Source organism: Microbacterium luticocti DSM 19459 (genome assembly GCF_000422405.1).
GTDB classification, from domain to species: domain Bacteria; phylum Actinomycetota; class Actinomycetes; order Actinomycetales; family Microbacteriaceae; genus Microbacterium; species Microbacterium luticocti.
In genome coordinates this window covers 174,167-196,367 of sequence record NZ_AULS01000005.1, presented here as the reverse complement: position 1 = coordinate 196,367, position 22,201 = coordinate 174,167, and the positions used below count along the sequence as shown (strand labels likewise).

Here is a 22,201-nt window from a genome sequence, read left to right as displayed (position 1 = left end):
TCGTCGATGCTGTCCGCCCCCGCGAGCATCCCGCCAAGGATCGTGCGGACCTTCACCGCCACGTTCGCCGCCGGAAGCGTCGAACACGCCTCGACCAGACCGGTCAGGCCCGCCTTCTCCGCCAGCGCGAGCACCGGAACCAGACCCGCATGCGACACGAGGTTGCCGTCATCGAACACCGGCACCAGACCATGAGATGCTTTCACTTAAGAGATGCCCCTCTGTTCTCGGAAACGTTGACTTCAGCACTCAACATTTTCCCAGACCAGAAGGGCATTTCACTTACAGGCACGCCCTACACAAGCCAACCCAACCGGTGGATCAGGGCTCAATCGAGGGGTTGAGTGTCGAGAACCCAGTCTGGTATTCGATGTGTATCTCGTCCGAACACCTGGATTTCGCGCTCGACACCATGCGAGCAACAAGCACGATGTACCCGACCGCCTACATGACCGTTGCGCGCACGGCATTCGTTGCGGCGGTGAACGCGGTGTGGGTCCTCGCGCCGCCAACGCGGCAAGAACGCCGCGAGCGCGCGCTTAGGCTCCGGGCGGACGATCTTCGTGTCCAGGTGACTTCTTTCCGCGACATGCAGGTTCCAGAGGGTAAACCAGAGGAGGCTCGTAACGGCCTCCTGGAGCAACTACGTGAGCGGCAAGCCAGTTTGCAGAAGGTAGCGACGGCCCTCGGTGTGCAAGAGGACGTTGCAAAGATGCGGTTCCATCAGACCGGGGCCATCGACTGGGTTGCGCAGCATATGCACGGCGTCGATGACGACCTCTTGCTTGGTGCAACGCAAGCGCTCTGGCGATCGGGCAGCGCGGCTGCCCATGCGCAGTTTCACTTCGGCGTCATGCGATTTGACCGTAACGAGGTCGTGCACGAAGAGTCAGGCAGTTCGATCGTGCGTCTACGCGGCGATCTCGAAAACGATGTCGGGCCTGCAATCGCATCGGCCACCATGACGCTGAGCGAAGCATTCCGGCTGTATGACCTCCGGAGCGTTTCGCACCTTCCTAGCTGAGTTTCGTCTAGCCGCAGCGGGGCAAGAGCGCGATCGTTTCGACCTGTGATTTGCGACCCGCAATGCGAGCAGGCCGCTGGGGACTGGGTGGGTCGGTCTGTTGCGTGGTCAACGCCGTCTTCGCAACCAAGCGGGCGCTCGCCGAGCGCGGACTACTGATGGTCGTATGCCGAGGTTGCGCTGACGATGCGCCACCAAAGAGTCATCGCCAAGTGTGAGTTTCTGCGGCACAACACGCTTGATCGCCTCGAGCTTGCTTCCGACGACTTCGATGTCTTTCCCGATTCGCACGAGTGGATCGACCGGCAGTTCGATGCGCTTCTCGACATCGAGGTCCAGGATGAACGTTTCCACGAACGGCTCCGGCGATGCCGTCCCCATGTACTCGGCTTCGACTTCCCAGCGACGAGGGATTCCCGACTCGTCGGCAAACAACTCCGGGACTCGCCCGAGAAACCAGATGTATGTGTTTCCTGGGTTGAGCGTCCGAAAACACACCTTTCCGTCGAACGTCTCGTTGACCTCCGCGAAATGCGCCTCCATCATGCCGGGCTTGAAGAACTTCGCCAACGATGTGAACTGTGGACTCACCCTCAGACGCACCTCATGGGCCGGGCTCACCCCAATGTTTCGCACCGCGATATGAAGCGTGCCCTCCACCGGTGCACCGCGATCCTTCTGGACGAATCTCGTGGGCTCCAACGCAACCTGGACCCTGGGCCGAACTGCTTCGATGTTGACCCGACGCGCCAACTCGTTCGACGCGATTAGCGCCTTGTTCGATTGATCTACCTGACGAATCTGGTACCACGCGAATCCCAGCGCAACGAGAGCAGATGCCCCGAAGAAGGCCGACCATTCTTCGGCAGTGGGCATGTCGGGGAACCGCCACCACGAGCCCCAGATAGCGACGCTGGCCGAGAACAACCCGAGGGCTACGGCCACGACAGCGAGAACTGTCACAACGATGCGCATGGCCGGGCTTTTCACCTTCCGATCGTACTGGCGCGGCACTGTCCTCCCCAGCAACACCAGCGGGGGTCGAGCCGTGGACACCTAGCAACATGGCCGTTTCGATGCGCGTGATGTCGGCGGGCGATGGCTACAAGTACCTGCTCCGCACGGTCGCCGCAGCGGACGGGGACAGGTCGCTCTCGACCCCGCTGACGAGGTACTACAACGCCGAGAGCACACCGCCTGGCCGGTGGCTCGGCGCCGGCGTCGCCGCGCTCGGCAGCGGACAGATCATCGAGGGCGATCAGGTCTCCGAAGCCCAGCTCCAGCTCCTCGTCGGCATGGGCCGCGATCCCATCACCGGCAAGCCCTTGGGACGCGCCTATCCCGAGTATCAGCCTGTCGCGGAACGGATCGCTGAACGGGTCGCGGCCCTTGATCCTGCCTTGGGGCCGGTCTCCCGTGCTGAGGCCATCGCCGCTATCGAGGCCGAGGAGGGCGAGCGAGGCAGGCGGCGAGCGGTTGCGGGGTACGACTGCACCTTCTCGATTCCGAAGTCCGCCTCGGTGCTGTGGGCCGTCGCCGACGCGGGCACGCAGGCTCTCATCGCGCAGGCGCATCACGCGGCGGTTGCGGAGGTGGTTGCGTTCATGGAGCGGGAGGTTGTAGCGACCCGCACGGGTGCAACCGCCCGCAACGGGGCGGTCGCACAGGCCGATGTGACCGGGCTGATCGCTACCGCGTTCGACCACTACAACTCACGCGGGGGCGACCCGCACCTGCACACGCATGTCGTCATCTCGAACAAGGTACAGACCGTCCTCGACGGCAAGTGGCGCTCCCTCGACGGACGGCCGATGCACGCCGCGACCGTGGCGCTGCCGGAGCTGCACGAGGCGGTGTTCGCCGATCACCTGACCCGGATGTTCGGTGTGGAGTGGGAGGCCCGAGAGAAGGGCCGGGATCGAAACCCGACCTGGGCGGTCGTCGGGGTGCCGGGGGGGGGACTGGTGGCGGAGTTCTCCATCCGGTCTCGGCACATCGACGCCGAGACTGATCGCCTCATCGACCGCTACGTCCAGGAGCACGGGCGGCGCCCGTCACGGGCGACGATTATGAAGCTCCGCGCCCAGGCGACCCTCTCCACGCGGCCCGAGAAGGACGTCCACTCCCTTGCCGACCTCACCGCCGACTGGCGGGCTCGCGCCGGCCAGGTGCTCGGCGCGGACGCGACCTCGTGGGCGCGACTGGTCACAGCGAACGAGGAGCCGCTGCTACTGCGCGCCGACGACGTGCCGCTGGACGTGATCGCATCCATCGGCGCCGCCGTGGTCGAGGCGGTCGGTGAGAAGCGGTCCACCTGGCGGCGCTGGAACCTCACCGCCGAGGCGGCCCGGCAGACGATGGGTTACAGGTTCGCCTCGACCGAGGATCGGGAGGCCGTCGTCGGCTTGGTCGCGGACGCCGCCGAGGCCGCGTCCCTGCGCTTGACGCCGCCGGAGCTCGCGTCGAGCCCGGCGATGTTCCGACGAACGGACGGAACCAGCGTGTTCCGGCCGAGGCACTCGACGGTGTTCTCCTCCGAGGAGCTGCTGGCGGCAGAAAACCGCCTCCTCGACCGCTCCCGCACTACCACCGGGCCGACGCCGACGACATCGCCGCGGTCCTCCACTACCGCATTGCTCGGGCCACCGCTCACCCCGCCGGGTCCGGGCGAGCAAGGAAAGCCCCACGCCTCATCGCCGGGCTCATCCCCGAAGCCGGCGGCGCCACGAGCTCCGAACTCCGGCGAGCCCTCAACGAGCGACGCGACCTCATCGAAGCCCGCGCCGATGCACTCCTCGACACCGCCCTCACCGAGCAGCAGAGCTGGACAAGGGCGCTCGGCACCCAGCCGAAGTAGACGCGTACGGCGACCGCGTGGCGGCGCGCGGCGCGCACCGTGGCCACGTACCGTGATCGCTACGGCATCGCCGACTCATCCCCGCTCGGACCCCCAGCGGAGAGCGACGCGCAGAAGATCGACCAGGAGCGCGCCGCCGCCGCATTGCGGGCCACTACCCGCGCCACACAGGTGCAGGCACCTGAGCCTCGGTCCGACAGACCAGCGGCTCGCGGGCTCGGGTTCTGAGCCGGATCAGATCGGCCTGTCATCCTTGTAGAAACGGAAGGGTCAAGATGACGCAAGCTGAGCTGGCAGCCGATGTGGCGCGCCGCCTTGGAGTCGTCGCTCACCCCGCCGTCTCCCAGCTTGCCGAAGCAGTTGCGCTGTTTGCCCCGCTGGGATGGGCGATGTGCGGTCGCTGGCACCAGGCCGGCACGGTTCGGGTTCTGCGCCTTGCGGCGGAAGGTGCCGAACCTGGGGCTATTGACGAAGCGATCACCGAAGTCTGGAACTCGGACAACCAGGTTCTCCTTCGGCACGCTGCGGCACCGATACGCCGGTGGTCAAACTCTCACTACCCGTTCAAGCAAGTTCTCTGGGATCGCGTCGCTCTGATCGAGAAGGCAATCGAGCATCATCTCGCAGGTGCTTACGAGGCGTCGATCCCAATCGTCCTGGCGCAGATCGACGGGATGAGCCGTGACCTAACGGGACAGTCCTTCTTCTCCAAAGCCAATGCAGACCCGTATCTTGATGACGCGACGCTAGCCGGTATGGAGGAGAACCTACCTGTCGTTCGCCGCGTGTTCTCCGCGAATGTCAATGAGTCCGGCAACTTCGGTCTCGTCTCGCGACACGGTGTCCTGCACGGTCGAGACCTTGGCTACGCGACACGAGTGAACTCAACCAAGACGATCGTGTTGGTCGCTGCTCTGGCCGAGTACTTCCCGCGGGTCGCTGACGATGCCGGTGCTCGGCTACGCAAACTCCACGAAGATTCCGTTGCCGGCTCGCGGGAACTCGACGGGGCGGGCCGGTTGGTCGATGACCGTCACATGCCCGAACTGCTCAACTTCGCCTACGACTTCGATACCGAGTACCTCAACGCCGTGCTTCTTGCCCCTGGCCCGTTTGATGCGCGCACGACGCTCACGCAGGTTGCCAGAAAGCACAATCTCGATCCCGACGCATTCGATTCCGGGCAAGATCAGGTTGGCTGCTGGTGGCACTACACCGTCCCCGCAGGACAGACCCTCGGCTACGCGGCCCGCCCCACAACCAGCACCGAACGACGCCACCCCGACGTGTGGCGATGGGACGCCTCCGACGTTCCTTCCAGCCCACCGTGGATCAATGCGGAGGGATGGCGGTCAGACGACGACTTCCCGCGATCGCCCAACTGGGAGCGCGACCCCGTCATCTGACGAGGTAGGCGGCACGGCAATCCAGGAACAGCCAGGACGAGGCGGGGAGCGAGAAGCATGATGAGTGACGATCCCGTCGGTCGCGCCGAGGGCATCATCGCGGGGTTCGACGCGATATTGCCCGAGCAGGAGCGTGTGCTGGAACAGGCCGCTCAGAACGTCAAGCTCGGTCTTGAACGTGACTCCGAGATTTACCGTGAGTTCACGCAGCTCCAGTTCTTCATACTCACGGTCGACTTCGACATGCGCGTGATGCTTCGCGCGCTGCTCGCCGATCCTCAGAATCGGCTCACCGCCGAGAAGTTCCTCGCGCTGACGCTCGAAGAGGCAGAAGAGTCGGCAGGGCGGATGGTTAATGCCGTATCCAGGGCGATACGGACTCTCCCCAATGACACTGGCGCCCACCTGTTCGAGGTGGCGAAGTTCGATGAAGCCGTAAGCGCGTTCAAACACGGGATGTCAGAGATGAGGGACGACAAGGACTTCAATAGGACTTTGCGTCTCATTCGGAACACTGTCTCCGGCCACATCGTGGGTGATGAGGTCGGGGTGCAGAACGGGGCGATCTGGGTCCTTACACGTCGAGGCGTCCCGCGCGACATCGACGGAGTGCTGAGGAGCCAGATCGTCTATTACGCGATTGCGACACTGAAGGCGCTCAGCGAGTTCGCGCACGGATTGCAACGCACCGTGCGCACCTGACATCGCCGGCGCGAGCCGCCGTCAGCGACCGGCTGATCCCCTTCCCAGTGTTGCCGGTGCGGCGTACAGTGGAAGGCGAGGCAGATTCCTCCTTGATATGGCGTCCTCTTGGACAGGCTCTCGGGCCGCTCTCTATGCACTTTCTCGTCATCTGACTGTGCAACGAGAGGACAGCGCCATGATCCGCCTGCTCTGGGCTCTGAGCGTCCGCACCCGCTATTTCCTGCGCCGCTACATGCCGACCAACATCCTGCTCGACCGCATCCGCACCCGCCAAGGACTCAAATGGGGCGTTCCGGCGATGCTCGTGGCCGTGCCCTACCTGCTCGCCGTCAGCATCTGCACCAATCTCATCGCAGACGGCGCCCCGGGCTGGCTCAACCTGCTCGTGATTCTGTTCAGCTGGAACGCGATCAAGTTCATCATCATGGGGCCGGTCAGCCTCGTCCTCCTGATCCGCGCCCGCGTCCATGAGCGTGTCGAGCACCGGCGGATGCGTCAAGAGAGCGATGCACGAGAAGCTGCCGGCTACGCGGCCATCGGAGTCAAGGCACTCGCCGGTCTACCTGCGGTCCCCCCGACGTGTTGTTGGTTTGTGGACGCTGCTTGCTTGCCAGACTGGAAGAGCGATCGGATCACCCCAAAATCACCCCGACAACGGATTCAGGGGTCTCAGAGACACCCGCAGGCCCAGAAGAATCAAGGGAACGGACGATTCGACCGGCTTCACACGGAAGAGGTCGTCGGTTCGAGTCCGGCATCGCCCACCACCAAGCCTCGCGTCGCACCGGCGCCGCCGGGCCGCACCGGCGCCGCCCAGAGCATCCATCGACCGGCGCGTCAGCCCCGGGCCCACCCGTATCGGCGCCGCAGCGCATCCGCGACCACGTCGAAGCGCTCCCGGTCGAGCGTCGCGGCCTCACGCCGCATGCCGTCGTGGTGCACCAGGTACACCTGGTCGATGTCCACCCACGACGGCCGCCCCTTCGAGTCCCACGGCCCGGGGCCGATCGACAGGTAGTCGTGGTCGCTGTCATGCGCCTTGCTGGTGAGCTTGACCGCGTACACCCGCGTCAGGTCGCGGCGTCCGATCACCAGCACCGGGCGGTCCTTGCCGCGGCCGTCGTGTTCCTCGTACGGCACCCAGGTCCACACGATCTCGCCGGCGTCGGGGTCGCCGTCCGGCCGCGGCGCGTATCCGATCCGCAGTTCCGCCGGTCCCGGCGGATCGATCTCGACGGTGGCGGCTGTTCCGGTGCTGCCCGGCGACTCCGGGAACGCCTCGGCACCACCTGCCCCCGGGGGCACCGGGCGGTGCCCGGACGTGCCGCGCGATGCCGGCCGCAGCAGGTCGAACAGTCGGGACAGGATGCCGGTTCTCACGCGGTCACCCTATCCGCTCCGCTCACCGCCGCCCGCTCCCCGACACGCAGCGCGCCCCCACACACAGCGCTCCGGCGACACGCGGCACTCCCGCCCCACGCAGTGTTCGGCGGCACAGTCCGGGCGACGCGGCGCCCCGCCCCGATACCGCTCAGTGTTCCCCGCCCGGTACGACGACCTCACCGGTGATCGGGCTCTCGTCGGGGAACTCATAGCCGCTCTCACCGTGCACCGCCGTGTCGACGCCGGCCAGCTCATCCTCGCTGCGGATGCGGAAGCCCATCGTCTTCTGGATGCCCCACCCGATCGCGCCGGCCACGGCGAACGAGTACACCAGCACCGCGCCCGCCGCGACCGTCTGCACGATCAGCTGGTCGATGCCCCCGCCGACGACAAGGCCCGTACCGGTCGCGAACAGGCCCAGGTACAGCGTGCCGATCAGTCCACCCACCAGGTGCACGCCCACGACGTCGAGCGAGTCGTCGAACCCCAGCCGCCACTTCAGCTCCACCGCCGCAGCGCACACCACACCCGCGAGAAGGCCGAGCAGGATCGCCCATCCCGGCGCCAGGTTCGCGCAGCCGGGTGTGATCGCGACCAGGCCCGCGACCGCCCCCGACGCCGCCCCCACCGAGGTGGCCTTGCCGCTTCTGAGCTTCTCGGCCGCCATCCAGCCCAGGATCCCCGCCGCCGTCGCCCCCAGCGTGTTCACCACGATGAGCCCCAGCGGCGAGTCCTCGCCCGCGATCCCGGCACCGGCGGCCGCGGCTCCCCCGTTGAACCCGAACCACCCGAACCACAGCAGCGCGGCACCGATGAGCACGAGCGGCACGTTGTGCGGGCGATGGATGTCACGACCGAACCCGACGCGCTTTCCGAGCACGAGCGACAGTGCCAGTGCGGCCGCGCCCGCGTTGATGTGCACCGCGGTCCCGCCTGCGTAGTCGATGACGCCCGCGTTCAGTCCCAGCGACTCCCCCAGCCGGAAGATCCATCCGGCCGGGTTCCACACCCACCCGGCGACCACGAAGTAGTCGACCGTCGCGAACAGCGCGGCGAACAGCATCCATGCCCCGAACTTCGCGCGATCGGCGATGGCCCCCGAGATCAGCGCGACGGTGATGATGGCGAAGGTCGCCCCGTATGCGACCCCGGCGAGCCGGTCGTTCGCGTCACCGGCTGCGATGGTGTCGGCCAGGGCGAGGTTCCCGAACGGATCGCCGGCGACCCCGATCCATCCGGTCGAGACATCCTGCAGGTTGAATCCGTAACAGATCCACAGCACGCCGACCAGGCCCATCGCGCCGAAGCTGAGCATCATCATGCTCACCACGCTGGTGGCCCGCACCAGCCCGCCGTAGAAGAAGGCCACACCCGGGGTCATCACCAGCACGAGCGCCGTCGCCGTCACGTACCACGCAAGGTTTCCACTGTCCATGCCCACGAGTCTGGGTCGGGCGCGTTTCGCCGCCCGGCGCAGTGCGTTTCGCCCGTGTTACAGGATCGGCCGCCACGTGAACATCATGTGTCGCCGCCGGCGGTTCACGAGGTGGTCAGGGCGATGAGCCGCGAGATCGCGCGCAGGTACTTCTTGCGGTACCCCCCGGCGAGCATCTCGGGGCCGAACACGTCGCTCAGCGGCAGTCCGGTGGCCCGCACCGGGATCTGCGCGTCGTACGCGCGGTCGACGAACGCGACCAGCCGCAGCGCAGCCGATTGGTCGTCGAGCTGCGCCACCACGCGCAGGCCGATGGCATCCACCCCGTCGATGAGCCGGATGTACCGCGACGGGTGCACGCGTGCCAGATGCGCCACCAGGTCGGCGAAGCCGTCGTCGGATGCCACACCGGTGGCGGCGACCTCGGCGATGGCGCGCTCGTACCCGGGCCCGTCCAAGACCGCTGCGACGCCGTCCACGGCCCGCTGCCGATAGTCGGTGCCGTCGATGCGGATGGTCTGGAAGCTGTCGGACATCGCCTGGATCTCGCGCAGGAAGTCCTGCGCGGCGAACCTGCCCTCGCCGAGCGCGTTGGGCGGGGTGTTGGACGTCGCGGCCAGCCGGGTGCCGCCGGTGACCAGTTCACCCAGCAGCCGGGTCATCACCATGGTGTCGCCCGGGTCGTCGAGCTCGAACTCGTCGATGCACAGCAGCTGTGACCCGCGGAACAGCTCCACGGTCTTCTGGTAGCCGAGCGCGCCGACCAGTGCGGTGTACTCGATGAACGAGCCGAAGTACTTCTGTCGCGCCGGCATGGCGTGGTACACGGCGGCCAGCAGGTGGGTCTTGCCGACACCGAAACCGCCGTCCAGGTACACGCCCGGCTTGGCGGGGGGCGCCTTCTTCGCACGGCGGAACAAGCCCCCCTTCGCCGGCACCGCCGCGGGGCCGGCGAACGCGGCCAGCAGCTCCTTCGCCTCCTGCTGCGACGGGTAGGCCGGGTCGGGCCGGTAGGTGTCGAACGTGGCATCGCGGAACTGCGGCGGCGGCACGAGGGCTGCGACCATCTCGGCGCCCGTCACCTGCGGCAGGCGGTCGGTCAGATGCACGATTCCGGTGGTCAAAGGGGTGCTCCAGCGGGGCCAGGGCATGTCGGAACGCAGCCGAACATGACGGAGTGTGAAGGAACGGGCTCGTCGCCCGAGGGGGCGACTAGTGTCAACAACGGACGGCATCCACCCTACGCCGTGCACCCGACCGCCTGATCCGAGGAGACATCCGTGCCCATCGAGCCCGACACCTCATCCGCGAAGTTCGCCGCGTACGCCGACCCGGCGCGCCTGGTCACCGGCGACTGGCTGCAGGAGCGGTTGGGCCGGCCCGGACTCGTGGTGGTCGAGTCCGACGAAGACGTGCTGCTGTACGAGACCGGCCACATCCCGGGCGCCGTGAAGATCGACTGGCACACCGAACTGAACGACCCGGTGGTGCGCGACTACCTCGACGGCGAGGGCTTCGCGCGGCTGCTCGGCCGCAAGGGCATCGCCCGGGACGACACGGTCGTCATCTACGGCGACAAGAACAACTGGTGGGCGGCGTACGCGCTGTGGGTGTTCTCGCTGTTCGGTCACGAGGACGTGCGTCTGCTCGACGGCGGCCGTGATCTGTGGATCGCGCAGGGCCGGCCGATCACCACCGAACCGACCGTGCGCGAACCCGTCGAGTACCCGATCGTGGAGCGCGACGACGCCACGCTGCGCGCGTTCCGCGAGGACGTGCTGGCCCACCTGGGCGACCCGCTCATCGACGTGCGCTCCCCCGAGGAGTACACCGGCGAGCGTACCCACATGCCCGACTATCCCGACGAGGGGGCGCTGCGCGGCGGCCACATCCCCACCGCCCGCAGCGTGCCGTGGAAGCGGGCCGTGGCCGACGACGGCACGTTCAAGCCCCGGGCCGAGCTCGAGGCGATCTACCGCGACGAACTGGGCCTTGCCGACGACGACCCGATCATCGCGTACTGCCGTATCGGCGAGCGGTCCAGCCACACCTGGTTCGTGCTGCAGCACCTGCTGGGCTTTTCGCACGTGCGCAACTACGACGGCTCGTGGACCGAGTGGGGCTCGTCGGTGCGGGTGCCGATCGCGACCGGCACCGAGCCGGGCGAGGCGCCCGCCGCGCGCTGAGCCGGTGCGAGAATGGAGCAGATGACCGCGCCGTCCGCCCTTCCCGCCGCCCTCGCCGAGATCCGTGACGAGTTCCTCGAGCTCGACGAGTCCGAGCGTCTGCAGCTGCTCCTGGAGTTCTCCACCGAGCTGCCCGACGTGCCCGAACGCTACCGCGACCACCCCGAGCTGTACGAGCGGGTGAGCGAATGCCAGTCCCCGGTGTTCATCGCGCTCGAGGTCGACGACGCGGGCATTGTGACCATGCACGCCACCGCACCGCGCGAGGCGCCCACCACCCGCGGGTTCGCGAGCATCCTGGTGCAGGGGCTGAGCGGACTGCCGGCCGAGCAGGTGCTCGCCGTGCCCGGCGACTACCCGCAGACGCTCGGGATCACCCGGGCGGTCTCGCCGTTGCGGCTGGCCGGCATGACCGGGATGCTGGTGCGTGCGCAGCGGCAGGTGCGTGCGCTGACCGCGGTCTGACCGGGCTCACGCCACGCGATCGGTCAGTGCGCGGTGATCGACCGGGCGTGAAGCCAGTCGCGGATCGCACCGGTGAACCGTTCCGGGTCGTAGTTCCACAGCTTGGTGTGGCGCGCCACCTGGAAGGTCTGCATGGTCACCAGGTCGGGGCGCGCCTGCGCCAGGCGGTGTGAGGCGTCCGACGGCACGAAGCCGTCGTCGTCACTGTGCATGAGAAGAACCGGATGCCTCAGCTCGGCCGCCCGCGCCACCACATCCAGCCGGTCCAGGGGGATGGTCTCTCCCCCGGTCAGCGGCGCCGCCCACGGCGACTGCAACGTCTGCATCGCCAGGCCCGTCACCGGGTCGGGCACCTTCAGCAGCCGTGCCTGGTACTCCAGCACCGGGCGCCAGTCGACCACCGGGGATTCCAGGATGATCCCGGCGATCGCGTCGCGGTAGGGCGAGTTCAGCGCCACCTGCAGTGTGATCGCTCCTCCCATCGACCAGCCCATCAGCACCACGCGGCGGGCGCCGTGACGCAGGGCGTAGCCCACCGCGGCGTCCACGTCCCGCCATTCGGTCGCGCCCAGGCCGTACCGTCCGCTGCGGCTGCGGGGCGCGTCGGAGTCGTTGCGGTACGAGACGATCAGCACCGGAAAGCCCAGGCCGGAAAACACGGGTACCGCGCGCAGGCATTCCGGCCGGCGCGCGCCGCGCCCGTGCACCTGGATCACCCAGGTCGTGGCATCCGCCTCGCCCTCGAACAGCCAGGCCGGGCAGGGACCGACCGACGACCCGATCAGTTCGGTTGAGAACGGCAGGTGCAGTTGTTCTGGCTCGTCGTAGTACCAGCCGCTGAACGCCGCCTCGGCCGACAACCGCGACGCCGGCCCGATCTCGGTCAGCAGCTTGCGGGTGACGGTGGCCGCGTCGGCGGACAGCACCGTACCGAGCTTCAGGTACGACGAGGTGCCCGTCGTGAACAGCCCGTATCGGCCGGGCAGTTCGGTGTCGGGCGTGCGGGTCAGGGTGATCGTCTGGGCAGCCAGGTCGAGGTCGACGATCTCGGTGTCGGGCTCCCGCGGCGTCGGTGTCACCGCTTTGCGTGCGATGTGCACGGCCAGGCCCGCCCACAGCGAGACGGCCCCCGTGATCGCCGCGGCGAGCACCCCCGCGGCGACGCCGACACCGGTACGGAACGCGGAAGAGGCGCCGATCGGTGCGGCGCGCCTGGAGGCTGTCATCGACCGTTCACTCTAGTCTGTCGCCGTGGCCGACCCTCTTCAGACGCCGTTCGAGCGCGCCGCCGCCGAGGTACGGGCGACGCGGTTCCGGTCCGACCTGGTCGTGCGCGAGATCCCCGCTCCGAACGGGCTTGCGCCGTTCGCCCTGGCGCTGGCCGGCGACGTGCGCCCCGATCAGGCCGGCGGTGAGTCGCCGTACGGCACGGGAAGGTTCGTGCTGCTGCACGATCCGGACGAGCCCGAGGGGTGGCAGGGCGCATGGCGTATCGTGAGTTTCGCGCAGGCCCCTCTGGAGCCGGAGATCGGAAGCGATCCGCTGTTGGCGGACGTGGCGTGGTCCTGGCTCGTGGACGCGCTCGAGTCCCGGCACGCCGGGTACCGGGCAGCGGCGGGCACCGCCACCAAGACGCTGTCGCGGGGCTTCGGCTCCCTGGCGGCCGAGGGAGACGGGTCTCAGATCGAGCTGCGCGCCTCCTGGTCACCGGACGGCGACCTGACCGGCCACGTCGAGGCGTGGGCCGAGCTGGTGTGCATGCTCGCCGGGCTTCCGCCGGGATCGGAGGGGATCGACCTGTTCACGGCGCGGAGGACGATGCGTGACTGACTACGAGGTGCTCACCGACGGCGCACAGCTGCACCGGGCCGCCGACGTGCTGGCGCAGGGCACCGGGCCGATCGCCGTCGATGTCGAGCGGGCCTCCGGTTACCGCTATTCGCAGCGCGCCTACCTGGTGCAGGTGTACCGACGGGATGCCGGTGTGTTCCTGTTCGATCCGCCGGCGATCGGCGACTTCGCCCACCTGCAGTCGGCGATCGGCGACCAGGAGTGGGTGCTGCATGCCGCCAGCCAGGATCTGCCGTCGCTGCGTGAACTCGACCTGCTGCCGCCGGTGATCTTCGACACCGAGCTGGCCGCACGCCTGCTCGGACACGAGCACGTCGGGCTGGGCGCGGTGGTCGAGCAGACCCTGGGCATCAGCCTCGCCAAGGCGCACTCGGCGGCCGACTGGTCCACACGGCCGTTGCCGCAGCCGTGGCTGGAGTATGCGGCCCTGGATGTCGTGCACCTGGTCGACGTGCGCGACGCGCTCGCCGCCGAACTGGCGGAATCGGGCAAGCAGGAGTTCGCCCGGCAGGAGTTCGCCGCCGAACTCGCCCGACCGCCCAAGCCGCCCCGCCAGGACCCGTGGCGTCGCCTCAGCGGGCTGCACACTGTGCGGGGGCGGCGCGCATTCGCCGTGGCCCGCGAACTGTGGACGGCACGCGAGGAGTACGCCCGCGAGACGGATGTCTCGCCCGGTCGGCTGGTGCCCGACCGCGCGCTCGTGGCCGCCGTCCGGGCCGACCCGCAGTCCAAGCGCGAGCTCGCCGCCCTCAAGGAGTTCACCGGACGTGCCAGCCGCAGCCAGCTGGACCGCTGGTGGGAGGCCATCGAACGCGGACGCGCGACCGATGACCTGCCGTTGGAGCGGGTGCCCGGCGACGGTCTGCCGCCGATCCGCGCCTGGAAGGACCGCAACCCCGAGGCCGACCGCAGGCTGAAGGCCGCCCGGCCGGCGGTCGAGGCTCACGCCGAGGGCCTGCACATGCCCACCGAGAACCTGCTCACGCCCGAGCTGCTGCGCCGCGTGGCCTGGCAGCCACCCGCGGCGGTGACCACCGAGGCGGTCGCCGCGGTGCTGCGCGAGCTGGGTGCGCGCGACTGGCAGATTGCACAGACCGCACAGATCATCGCCGATGCGTTTGTGGCATCCGCTCAAGACGTCGCGCCGGCGTCCGAAGCGGCTTCGTAGGTTCGCCACACCCGGTTCGGGCCGGGTCTGCACGCCTGCCTAGGCTGAGGTCATTCCCTACATTTGGAGGCAGAGTGGCCGAGCTTTCGGACGTCTACTTCGTCGATGGAATGCGCACCCCCTTCGGGCGCGCCGGCGAAAAGGGCATGTACTGGAACACCCGCGCCGATGACCTCGCCGTCAAGGCGACCATCGGGCTGATGGAGCGCAACCCGCAGGTTCCCGCGGAGCGCATCGACGACGTCGCCGTCGCGGCGACCAGCCAGACCGGCGACCAGGGGCTGACCCTCGGCCGTACGGTGGCGCTGCTGGCGGGACTGCCTCAGACCGTTCCCGGCTTCGCGATCGATCGGATGTGCGCGGGCGCGATGACCAGCGTCACCACCATGGCCGGCTCGATCGGCTTCGGCATGTACGACCTCGCTCTCGCCGGCGGCGTCGAGCACATGGGGCGTCACCCGATCGGGTCGAACGCCGACCCGAACCCGCGGTTCGTGGCCGAGCGGATGGTCGACCCGGCCGCCCTGAACATGGGGGTCACCGCCGAGCGCATCCACGACCGGTTCCCGCACCTGACCAAGGAGCGGGCCGACCGGTTCGGCATGCTCAGCCAGCACAAGGCGCAGGCCGCCTACGACGCGGGCAAGATCCAGCCCGACCTCGTGCCCGTGGCGGTCAAAGGCGCCGACGGCGCGTGGGGCCTGGCCACCGAGGACGAGGGCCGCCGCCCCGAGACCACCATGGAGGGCCTGGCCGGACTGAAGACCCCGTTCCGTCCGCACGGGCGGGTCACCGCGGGCACCTCGTCGCCGTTGACCGACGGCGCCACCATGTCGTTGCTGGCGGGCGGCCAGGCCGTCGCCGAGCTGGGCCTGGCACCCAAGATGAAGCTGGTGTCGTTCGCGTTCGCGGGCGTCCAGCCCGAGATCATGGGCATCGGCCCGATCCCGTCGACCGAGAAGGCGCTGCGCAAGGCGGGGCTGTCGATCTCGGACATCGGCCTGTTCGAACTGAACGAGGCCTTCGCGATCCAGGTGATCTCGTTCCTCGACCACTTCGGCCTCGCCGACGACGACCCGCGCGTGAACCAGTGGGGCGGCGCGATCGCGCTCGGCCACCCGCTGGCGGCGTCCGGCGTGCGATTGATGATCCAGCTCGCCGCCCAGTTCGCCGAGCGTCCGGACGTGCGTTACGGCCTCACCGCAATGTGCGTGGGGCTGGGCCAGGGCGGCTCGGTCATCTGGGAGAACCCGAACTACGACGGCAAGAAGAAGTGAGTCGCATCGACATGGCAAAGACCGTTTCCGCGCAGTACGCAGACGTCGACTTCTCGCCGCTGGACGCTCTGGCAGGCGACGAGGTCGTCACAGGCTCCACGGTCCGCGACGTGCACCTGCCCTCGGGCGCGGTGCTCGCGCTGATCACGCTCGACAACGGACGTGACCATCGCCGTCCGAACACCCTCGGCCCGGCCACGCTCACCGAGTTGGCGCACACCCTCGACGGCATCGCCGAGCGGATCGCCGCCGGGAAGGTGCAGGCGGTGGGCATCACCGGCAAGCAGTACATCATGGCCGCCGGCGCCGATCTGTCCGACATCTCACGGGTCGGGTCGAAGGCCAACGCCAAGCTCATCGCGCAGCGCGGCCACCAGGTGCTCGGCCGACTGGGCGAGCTGGGGGTGCCGACGTTCGCGTTCGTGAACGGCCTGGCACTCGGGGGCGGCCTGGAGATCGCCCTGAACTCCACGTACCGCACCGTGGATTCGTCGGCGGCGGCCATCGCACTGCCCGAGGTGTTCCTCGGGCTCATTCCGGGCTGGGGCGGCGCCTACCTGCTGCCGAACCTGATCGGCATCGAGAACGCGCTCGAGGTGGTGATCTCGAACCCGCTCAAACAGAACCGGATGCTGCGGCCCCGGCAGGCGTTCGAGTACGGCATCTTCGACGCGATCTTCGGACCGGCCAACTACCTCGAGGACTCACTGCGCTGGGCCGACGGCGTGCTCGCCGGCCGCATCCGCGTCGACCGCAAGAACGAGCCGGGCAAGATCGAACGCACCGTCAAATGGCCGGTGGCGATCAAGGTGGCCCGCGGCATGCTCGAGTCCAAGATCGGCACCGTGCCGCGCTCCCCCTACGTCGCGCTCGAGCTGCTCGACAAGGCCCGCAGCGGCACGAAGGCCGAGGGTTTCGCCCGCGAGGACGAAGCGCTGGCCGACCTTGTCGCGGGCGATCAGTTCGCGGCATCCATGTATGCCTTCGACCTCGTGCAGAAGCGTGCGAAGCGTCCGGTGGGCGCGCCCGACAAGGCGCGGGCCCGCCCGGTGACCAAGGTCGGCGTGATCGGGGCGGGGCTCATGGCCAGCCAGTTCGCGCTGCTGTTCCTGCGCAAGCTGCAGGTGCCGGTGCTGATCACCGACCTCGACCAGGCCCGTGTCGACAAGGGGATCGCCTACATCCACGACGAGATCGGCAAGCTCGAATCCAAGGGCCGGCTCGACGCGGACGGCGCGAACCGACTGCGTGCGCTCGTGCGCGGCACGACCGACAAGAGCGAGTACGCCGATTGCGACTTCGTCATCGAGGCGGTGTTCGAAGAGGTCGGCGTCAAGCAGCAGGTGTTCGGTGAGATCGAGCAGATCGTGGCCGAGGACGCCGTGCTCGCCACGAACACCTCGTCGCTGTCGGTCGAAGAGATCGGTTCGAAGCTCGCACACCCGGAGCGGCTGGTGGGTTTCCACTTCTTCAACCCGGTGGCCGTGATGCCACTGATCGAGGTGGTGCGCACAGCGCAGACGACGGATGCCGCACTGTCGACCGCGTTCGTGGTGGCCAAGCAGCTGGGCAAGAACGCGGTGTTGACCGCCGACGCGCCGGGCTTCGTGGTCAACCGCCTGCTCGCGAAGGTCATGGGCGAGGCCGCCCGTGCCGTCTACGAGGGCACCCCGATCGACAAGGTCGAGAAGGCGTTCGCGCCGTTGGGCCTGCCGATGGGGCCGTTCCAGCTGATCGACCTGGTCGGGTGGAAGGTGGCCGCGCACGTGCAGGACACCATGGCGCACGCGTTCCCGGAACGGTTCTACGCCAACGAGAACTTCCACGCGCTAGCCGAGCTGCCGGCGGTCGTCGAGAAGGACAAGGGCGGCCGGGTGACGGGTTGGACGAAGCAGGCCGAAAAGGTGCTGCGGCCCGCCGTCGGATCGACCCCGGTGGACGACGCCACCATCCTGCGACGTGTGCAGGACGGTCTGGCGCAGGAGATCCGGTTGATGCTCGACGAGGGCGTGGTGCCCGCGGTCGAAGACATCGACCTGTGCCTGATCCTCGGCGCCGGCTGGCCGTTCATCGACGGCGGCGCCTCGCCGTACCTCGACCGTGAGGGCGCGAGCGAGCGGGTGTTCGGCGACACGTTCCACCACCCGGTGATCCGCGGCGTCGGCGCCTGAGCAGCCACCCAGGGGGCGGTCCCGGTCCGGGGCCGCCCCCTCTCGTATGCCAGGCCCCGGTCACGGTTCGGGGCCGCCCCCTCTCGTATGCCGGGCCCGACCGGGCCCGGGGCGCCCCTGACGTGTGCCAGGCCCCGGCCCCGGTGCGGCCCCGGGCGTGTTGGCGGGCCCGGCACCGCTGCGGTCCCCGCCGCCGCACGCGTGCACAACGGCGGGGATTCTCACCGACGTGCGGCGTGTCGCGGTCGGGTGACGGCGTGTCGCCGAAAATCCCCGCCGTTGTGTCCGGCCTGAGCACGCGGGCTCAGTACCCGTCCTCCTCCGGCGGCGCGTCGGCGCGCCCGAGAGCGTCGCCGCGCGCGAGCACGAGCGCGATCACCGCGAAGACGAGCATGACGACCCCGGCCGGATTGGCGAAGCCGATCGCGATGCCCAATGCCGGCTCACTCGCCCCCGAGACGATGGTCTGCAGCCCGGATGCCGTGACGTCGGGGATCAGTAGACCGAGCAGCACCGCGCATCCCCATGACGTGCACAGTGTGCCGACGGTCGCCCGTCGCACCCGCAGCCCGCGCCGCGCCGTGCGCACCAACGCCTGCGCGATGAAGATATGCAGCAGCAGGTATATGAGCCCGAGCGTGAGTGCGTAGACCGGCGTCAACGAGCCGGCGACACCGAACAGCGCACGTCCGAACGCGATCCAGGCGGCGAGCACGACACCCACGACGCCGGCAAGCACACCCGGCAGCGATGAGCGTTTCGGCATGCCTCCACCGTATCCGAGCCGAACGCGGCGAGCGGCCCGGCCGGCACCGACGTGCCCGTCGTGTTCTTCGGCACCGTGCCACCGGCCGCCTTTGCCGTAACCGCGGCCCCGGCCGCCATCGCCGCGACCGCGACCCCGGCCGCCATCACCGCAACCGCGGCACCGGCCGCCCTTGTCGCAACCACGGCCCCGGCCGCCATCACCGCAACCACGCCGCCGGCCGCCATCACCGCAACCGACCCCGGCCACCGCCCGTCGGTCCGTCGCCGTGCGCCGCGCGAGTAGCCGGCAGGTCGGCCCTGTCTACGTGTCGCCCCGCCCGGCGCGCGCCACCTCCGGCAGGTCGGTGTTCTGCTCCGACGGACGGGCCGTCGGGATCCGCGTGCCCAGCACCTGCGCGACGACGTCCTGTGCGATCTTGGCTGCCGTCAGCCCCGCGTCGCGCAGGATCTCGTCCCGCGACGCGTGCGGGATGAACTCGTCGGGCAGCCCCAGCTCGTCGACCGCGGTGTCGACGCCCGCCTCGCGCATCACCTGCCGCACCCGGGTGCCCACGCCACCCACCCGGATGCCGTCTTCGATCGTGATCACCAGGCGATGGGATGCCGCCAGCTCGACGATCGACGTCGGGACCGGCACCACCCACCGGGGGTCGACCACGGTCGCACCGATGCCCTGCGCGCGCAGTCGTGCGGCGACATCGATCGCCACGTGCGCCATGGGCCCGATGCCCACCAGCAGCACGTCCGGCGCCTCGCCCCGCGAGAGCACGTCCACCCCGTCGGCGAGGCGCTCAAGCGCGGGCAGGTCCTCGGCCACCGCTCCCTTGGGAAAGCGCACCACCGTCGGCGCATCGTCCACCGCGACCGCCTCGCGCAGTTGCTCTCGCAGCCGCGCCTCATCCCGAGGAGCGGCGATCCGGATGTGCGGCACCACCTGCAGGGTCGCCAGATCCCAGATGCCGTGATGGCTCGGTCCGTCCGGTCCGGTCACCCCGGCCCGATCGAGCACGAACGTCACGCCGGCGCGGTGCAGACCGACATCCATCAGCAACTGGTCGAAGGCGCGGCCGACGAACGTCGCATACAGCGCCACCACCGGATGCAGGCCGCCGTATGCGAGGCCGGCGGCGGATGCCACGGCGTGCTGCTCGGCGATCCCCACGTCGTGCACCCGGTCGGGAAAGCGCTGCGCGAACGGCAGCAGTCCGGTCGGGCGCAGCATCGCCGCGGTCAGCGCCACCACGTCGGGCCGGTCGTCGCCGATGGCGGCGAGCTCGTCGGCGAACACGTCGGTGAAGGCCCGTCCCCCCTCGCCGCCGAGCGCCGCGCCGGTGCGCGGGTCGATGCGTCCGACCGCGTGGAACCGGTCGGCGTCGTCGTGCCGCGCCGGCTCGTATCCGCGTCCTTTCTCGGTGATGACGTGCACGATGACCGGGGCGCCGTATCGCTTCGCCAGACGCAGGGTCTCGACCAGCGCGGGGATGTCGTGGCCGTCCACCGGGCCCAGGTACTTGATGTCGAGATTGGAATACAGCGTCTGAAGGCCGGTGAACCGTGACAGGAAGCCCCGGGTGCCGCCGCGCAGGCCGCGGTGCACGGCGCGGCCGAGCGGCCCGAACCGGTGGAACAGGTCGGCGGAGCGCTCGTCGAGCTGCCGGTAGGTCTGCGCGGTGCGGATGCGGTTGAGGTAGCGCGCCATGCCGCCGATGGTGGGCGCGTACGAGCGGCCGTTGTCGTTGACGACGATCACCAGATTGCGGTCGTTGTCGTCCGAGATGTTGTTCAGCGCTTCCCATGTCATGCCGCCGGTGAGCGCCCCATCGCCCACCACCGCGACCACGTGGCGATCAAGCCGCCCGGTGCGCGCGAAGGCCCGAGAGATGCCGTCGGCCCAGCTGAGCGAGCTGGACGCGTGGGATGACTCCACCACGTCATGCGGGCTCTCGGCGCGCTGCGGGTAGCCGGCCAGTCCGCCGCGCTGCCGCAGCTGCGAGAAGTCCTGCCGTCCGGTGAGCAGCTTGTGCACGTACGACTGATGCCCGGTGTCGAACACGATCGGGTCGCGCGGCGAATCGAACACGCGGTGCAGCGCGATCGTCAGCTCGACGACGCCGAGATTGGGACCCAGATGCCCGCCGGTGCGGGCCACGTTCTCGATGAGGAAGGCACGGATCTCCGCCGCCAGCGCCGTCAGCTGTGCGGGCGTCAGACGGTCCAGGTCGCGCGGTCCCGAGATCGTGGGCAGAATCGCCATCGGTCTCCTTCCGGCGCCCGCCGCACAGCGGACCTGCGCCCAGTCTAATCCGGCGGGCGTGTCCGGTCCGGCTCCGCCTTTACCGGTGACCGCGGCGAGGTGCCACCTCTGGCCACGCAGTCAACGGCAAGGTCAAGACTCCGCGCGTCGGCTACGCCGTGCGGCTCAACGTCGAGTCCGGTTGGCACTTCGGCGGCACCTTGAGTGCCGCGCTCGACGTCGACGCGAAAGGTGCCCGCGCGCCGTGGACGAATGCGGTTCGATCCGAGAGCTACCAGGCCAAATGGCGCAGCGGGCACGAGGGTGAGTCGCTGATCTGCTCGGGCTGCGCGGATCGCTTCGTGTTCGCGAACGGCCCGCGAATCCCTGCGGCGCTCGTGTCGTTCCTCAACGCCGACCAGCACACCGTCAGCATCGCGGAGCTTCGCGCCCGCTACGCGCCGTCTTAGCTCGCGCAGCGCTCGCCCTGCTACGTAAAGCAGGCGCGCGCTGTTAACGTCGCATCAGCGGTTCACCGCTCGGGTTACCTGCCGGTCACCCCAGGTAGTCCGAAACCAGGTCCCAGCAGCTCGGGTCATTCGTGCTACCTGGAGTAACCGATGACCGTCAAGCAGATCGCCCATCCGGCGGGAGGCGGGGCCTCCCTTTGATCACAGCGGCCCGGATCGTCACTCCTGCGAGCTTCTCTTCTTCTCCCTGCGCTCTCGCAGAAGCACCGATCGAGCGTGTTCGCCCGCCACGCTCTGGAATCTGTCGATGAGTCCCTCCAGCGTGGGCAAGAGCTCCGACCCTACAACCGTCAGTTCACCTGGCGGGCCGCCGAACGCGAACTGGAGATAATCCCACCACGCCTCGTATGCCTCGACCACACTTGGGCTCGCTCCGTAGAGCTTGAGTTCAGCAACCGAGAAGCTCTGCTCCCGTGTTTCGGGGTACTCACGCTCCAATTCCGCAATCATGGCATCGGCTTCCTCTTCGGAAGCTGAATCGGAACCAGATACTCCCCGCACGATCTGGGTCATAGCGACCATCGCCCGACCAAGCCGCGCATACAGCTCGAGCAGTTCTCGGTATCGCTCGCGACGAGTCTCGCGCTGAAAGCTTGTCCGGGCCAACCGAGCGCTCACTATGAATCCGGCTACAGCGGTGACCATCGTTGCGAGAGTGCCTATCACGGCCACAATGACGGTCGGCGTCCAGATGACTGCTTCCGTGTCGACTGCGGGGTGCACTCCGTTAGCCTATTGGCCT

19 protein-coding genes and 2 pseudogenes are annotated in these 22,201 nt (G+C 68.7%); 12 read left to right on the top strand and 9 right to left on the bottom strand.

What is annotated here, in order from left to right; genetic code table 11:
- Nucleotides 1–185 (bottom strand): annotated as a pseudogene (locus H577_RS0108075) (IS1380 family transposase); the annotation flags it as partial.
- Between the two features lie 131 nt (nucleotides 186–316).
- On the opposite strand from H577_RS0108075, the gene H577_RS0108070 reads away from it, so the two are divergent.
- Nucleotides 317–1,024 (top strand): hypothetical protein, encoded by a 708-nt coding sequence (locus H577_RS0108070; protein ID WP_029145537.1) that lies wholly within the window; start codon nucleotides 317–319, stop codon nucleotides 1,022–1,024.
- Between the two features lie 108 nt (nucleotides 1,025–1,132).
- On the opposite strand, the gene H577_RS0108065 is transcribed toward H577_RS0108070, so the two are convergent.
- Entirely contained in the window at nucleotides 1,133–2,014 is an 882-nt protein-coding gene (locus H577_RS0108065) for a COG1361 family protein (protein WP_156876587.1), read from the bottom strand.
- Between the two features lie 74 nt (nucleotides 2,015–2,088).
- Here H577_RS0108065 and mobF point away from each other — a divergent pair.
- From mobF to H577_RS0108050, 3 genes and pseudogenes are all read left to right on the top strand, one after another.
- Nucleotides 2,089–3,624, top strand: a pseudogene (mobF, locus tag H577_RS15595) (MobF family relaxase); the annotation flags it as partial.
- A gap of 532 nt (nucleotides 3,625–4,156) precedes the next feature.
- Nucleotides 4,157–5,287, top strand: a complete 1,131-nt coding sequence (locus H577_RS0108055; protein WP_029145535.1) for a hypothetical protein — start codon at nucleotides 4,157–4,159, stop codon at nucleotides 5,285–5,287.
- A gap of 60 nt (nucleotides 5,288–5,347) precedes the next feature.
- Nucleotides 5,348–5,989: a hypothetical protein gene (locus H577_RS0108050; protein WP_156876586.1), complete on the top strand. Its 642-nt coding sequence runs from the start codon at nucleotides 5,348–5,350 to the stop codon at nucleotides 5,987–5,989.
- Nucleotides 5,990–6,829: 840 nt separating this feature from the next.
- Here H577_RS0108050 and H577_RS0108040 read toward each other — a convergent pair.
- The 3 genes from H577_RS0108040 to zapE form a co-directional block, all read right to left on the bottom strand.
- Nucleotides 6,830–7,372, bottom strand: a complete 543-nt coding sequence (locus H577_RS0108040; protein WP_084515970.1) for a type II toxin-antitoxin system PemK/MazF family toxin — start codon at nucleotides 7,370–7,372, stop codon at nucleotides 6,830–6,832.
- 151 nt (nucleotides 7,373–7,523) lie between these two features.
- Nucleotides 7,524–8,810, bottom strand: coding sequence for an ammonium transporter (locus tag H577_RS15590; protein WP_051191862.1), 1,287 nt, complete (start codon nucleotides 8,808–8,810; stop codon nucleotides 7,524–7,526).
- A 104-nt stretch (nucleotides 8,811–8,914) separates the two neighbouring features.
- On the bottom strand, nucleotides 8,915–9,961 hold the full coding sequence (zapE, locus tag H577_RS0108030) for a cell division protein ZapE (RefSeq protein ID WP_036284145.1): 1,047 nt from the start codon (nucleotides 9,959–9,961) through the stop codon (nucleotides 8,915–8,917).
- A 129-nt stretch (nucleotides 9,962–10,090) separates the two neighbouring features.
- On the opposite strand from zapE, the gene H577_RS0108025 reads away from it, so the two are divergent.
- Nucleotides 10,091–10,996 (top strand): sulfurtransferase, encoded by a 906-nt coding sequence (locus tag H577_RS0108025; protein WP_029145531.1) that lies wholly within the window; start codon nucleotides 10,091–10,093, stop codon nucleotides 10,994–10,996.
- A 21-nt stretch (nucleotides 10,997–11,017) separates the two neighbouring features.
- Nucleotides 11,018–11,461: a SufE family protein gene (locus H577_RS0108020; protein WP_029145530.1), complete on the top strand. Its 444-nt coding sequence runs from the start codon at nucleotides 11,018–11,020 to the stop codon at nucleotides 11,459–11,461.
- A 23-nt stretch (nucleotides 11,462–11,484) separates the two neighbouring features.
- Here H577_RS0108020 and H577_RS0108015 read toward each other — a convergent pair whose 3' ends face one another.
- Nucleotides 11,485–12,687, bottom strand: coding sequence for an alpha/beta hydrolase family protein (locus H577_RS0108015; protein ID WP_029145529.1), 1,203 nt, complete (start codon nucleotides 12,685–12,687; stop codon nucleotides 11,485–11,487).
- Nucleotides 12,688–12,712: 25 nt separating this feature from the next.
- Here H577_RS0108015 and H577_RS0108010 point away from each other — a divergent pair, with 25 nt between their 5' ends.
- The 4 genes from H577_RS0108010 (at nucleotide 12,713) to H577_RS0107995 (ending at nucleotide 17,928) form a co-directional block, all read left to right on the top strand.
- Complete coding sequence (locus H577_RS0108010) at nucleotides 12,713–13,291, top strand: DUF3000 domain-containing protein (RefSeq protein ID WP_029145528.1); 579 nt, start codon at nucleotides 12,713–12,715, stop codon at nucleotides 13,289–13,291.
- Nucleotides 13,284–14,480, top strand: coding sequence for an HRDC domain-containing protein (locus tag H577_RS0108005; protein ID WP_029145527.1), 1,197 nt, complete (start codon nucleotides 13,284–13,286; stop codon nucleotides 14,478–14,480). The genes H577_RS0108010 and H577_RS0108005 overlap by 8 nt, the downstream gene beginning before the upstream one ends.
- Before the next feature lie 74 nt (nucleotides 14,481–14,554).
- On the top strand, nucleotides 14,555–15,757 hold the full coding sequence (locus H577_RS0108000; RefSeq protein WP_029145526.1) for a thiolase family protein: 1,203 nt from the start codon (nucleotides 14,555–14,557) through the stop codon (nucleotides 15,755–15,757).
- An 11-nt stretch (nucleotides 15,758–15,768) separates the two neighbouring features.
- Entirely contained in the window at nucleotides 15,769–17,928 is a 2,160-nt protein-coding gene (locus tag H577_RS0107995) for a 3-hydroxyacyl-CoA dehydrogenase NAD-binding domain-containing protein (RefSeq protein WP_029145525.1), read from the top strand.
- 304 nt (nucleotides 17,929–18,232) lie between these two features.
- Here H577_RS0107995 and H577_RS17620 read toward each other — a convergent pair whose 3' ends face one another.
- Nucleotides 18,233–18,694, bottom strand: coding sequence for a hypothetical protein (locus tag H577_RS17620; protein WP_051191861.1), 462 nt, complete (start codon nucleotides 18,692–18,694; stop codon nucleotides 18,233–18,235).
- A 60-nt stretch (nucleotides 18,695–18,754) separates the two neighbouring features.
- Between H577_RS17620 and H577_RS17615 the strand changes: the two genes are divergently transcribed.
- Complete coding sequence (locus tag H577_RS17615; protein ID WP_156876585.1) at nucleotides 18,755–18,979, top strand: hypothetical protein; 225 nt, start codon at nucleotides 18,755–18,757, stop codon at nucleotides 18,977–18,979.
- 18 nt (nucleotides 18,980–18,997) lie between these two features.
- On the opposite strand, the gene dxs is transcribed toward H577_RS17615, so the two are convergent.
- Nucleotides 18,998–20,950, bottom strand: coding sequence for a 1-deoxy-D-xylulose-5-phosphate synthase (dxs, locus tag H577_RS0107980; RefSeq protein ID WP_029145523.1), 1,953 nt, complete (start codon nucleotides 20,948–20,950; stop codon nucleotides 18,998–19,000).
- A 158-nt stretch (nucleotides 20,951–21,108) separates the two neighbouring features.
- Here dxs and H577_RS0107975 point away from each other — a divergent pair, with 158 nt between their 5' ends.
- Nucleotides 21,109–21,399 (top strand): hypothetical protein, encoded by a 291-nt coding sequence (locus tag H577_RS0107975; protein ID WP_029145522.1) that lies wholly within the window; start codon nucleotides 21,109–21,111, stop codon nucleotides 21,397–21,399.
- A gap of 219 nt (nucleotides 21,400–21,618) precedes the next feature.
- Here H577_RS0107975 and H577_RS0107970 read toward each other — a convergent pair whose 3' ends face one another.
- Entirely contained in the window at nucleotides 21,619–22,182 is a 564-nt protein-coding gene (locus H577_RS0107970) for a hypothetical protein (RefSeq protein WP_029145521.1), read from the bottom strand.
- Nucleotides 22,183–22,201 lie beyond the last annotated feature (19 nt).

Bases quoted from the DNA above. Each gene is read 5' to 3' on its own strand.
- H577_RS0108055 (WP_029145535.1), top strand. From the start codon at position 4,157: ATGACGCAAGCTGAGCTGGCAGCCGATGTGGCGCGCCGCCTTGGAGTC.
- H577_RS0108050 (WP_156876586.1), top strand. From the start codon at position 5,348: ATGAGTGACGATCCCGTCGGTCGCGCCGAGGGCATCATCGCGGGGTTC.
- H577_RS15590 (WP_051191862.1), bottom strand. From the start codon at position 8,810: ATGGACAGTGGAAACCTTGCGTGGTACGTGACGGCGACGGCGCTCGTG.
- zapE (WP_036284145.1), bottom strand. From the start codon at position 9,961: ATGCCCTGGCCCCGCTGGAGCACCCCTTTGACCACCGGAATCGTGCAT.
- H577_RS0108020 (WP_029145530.1), top strand. From the start codon at position 11,018: ATGACCGCGCCGTCCGCCCTTCCCGCCGCCCTCGCCGAGATCCGTGAC.
- H577_RS0108015 (WP_029145529.1), bottom strand. From the start codon at position 12,687: ATGACAGCCTCCAGGCGCGCCGCACCGATCGGCGCCTCTTCCGCGTTC.
- H577_RS0107995 (WP_029145525.1), top strand. From the start codon at position 15,769: ATGGCAAAGACCGTTTCCGCGCAGTACGCAGACGTCGACTTCTCGCCG.
- H577_RS17620 (WP_051191861.1), bottom strand. From the start codon at position 18,694: ATGCCGAAACGCTCATCGCTGCCGGGTGTGCTTGCCGGCGTCGTGGGT.
- dxs (WP_029145523.1), bottom strand. From the start codon at position 20,950: ATGGCGATTCTGCCCACGATCTCGGGACCGCGCGACCTGGACCGTCTG.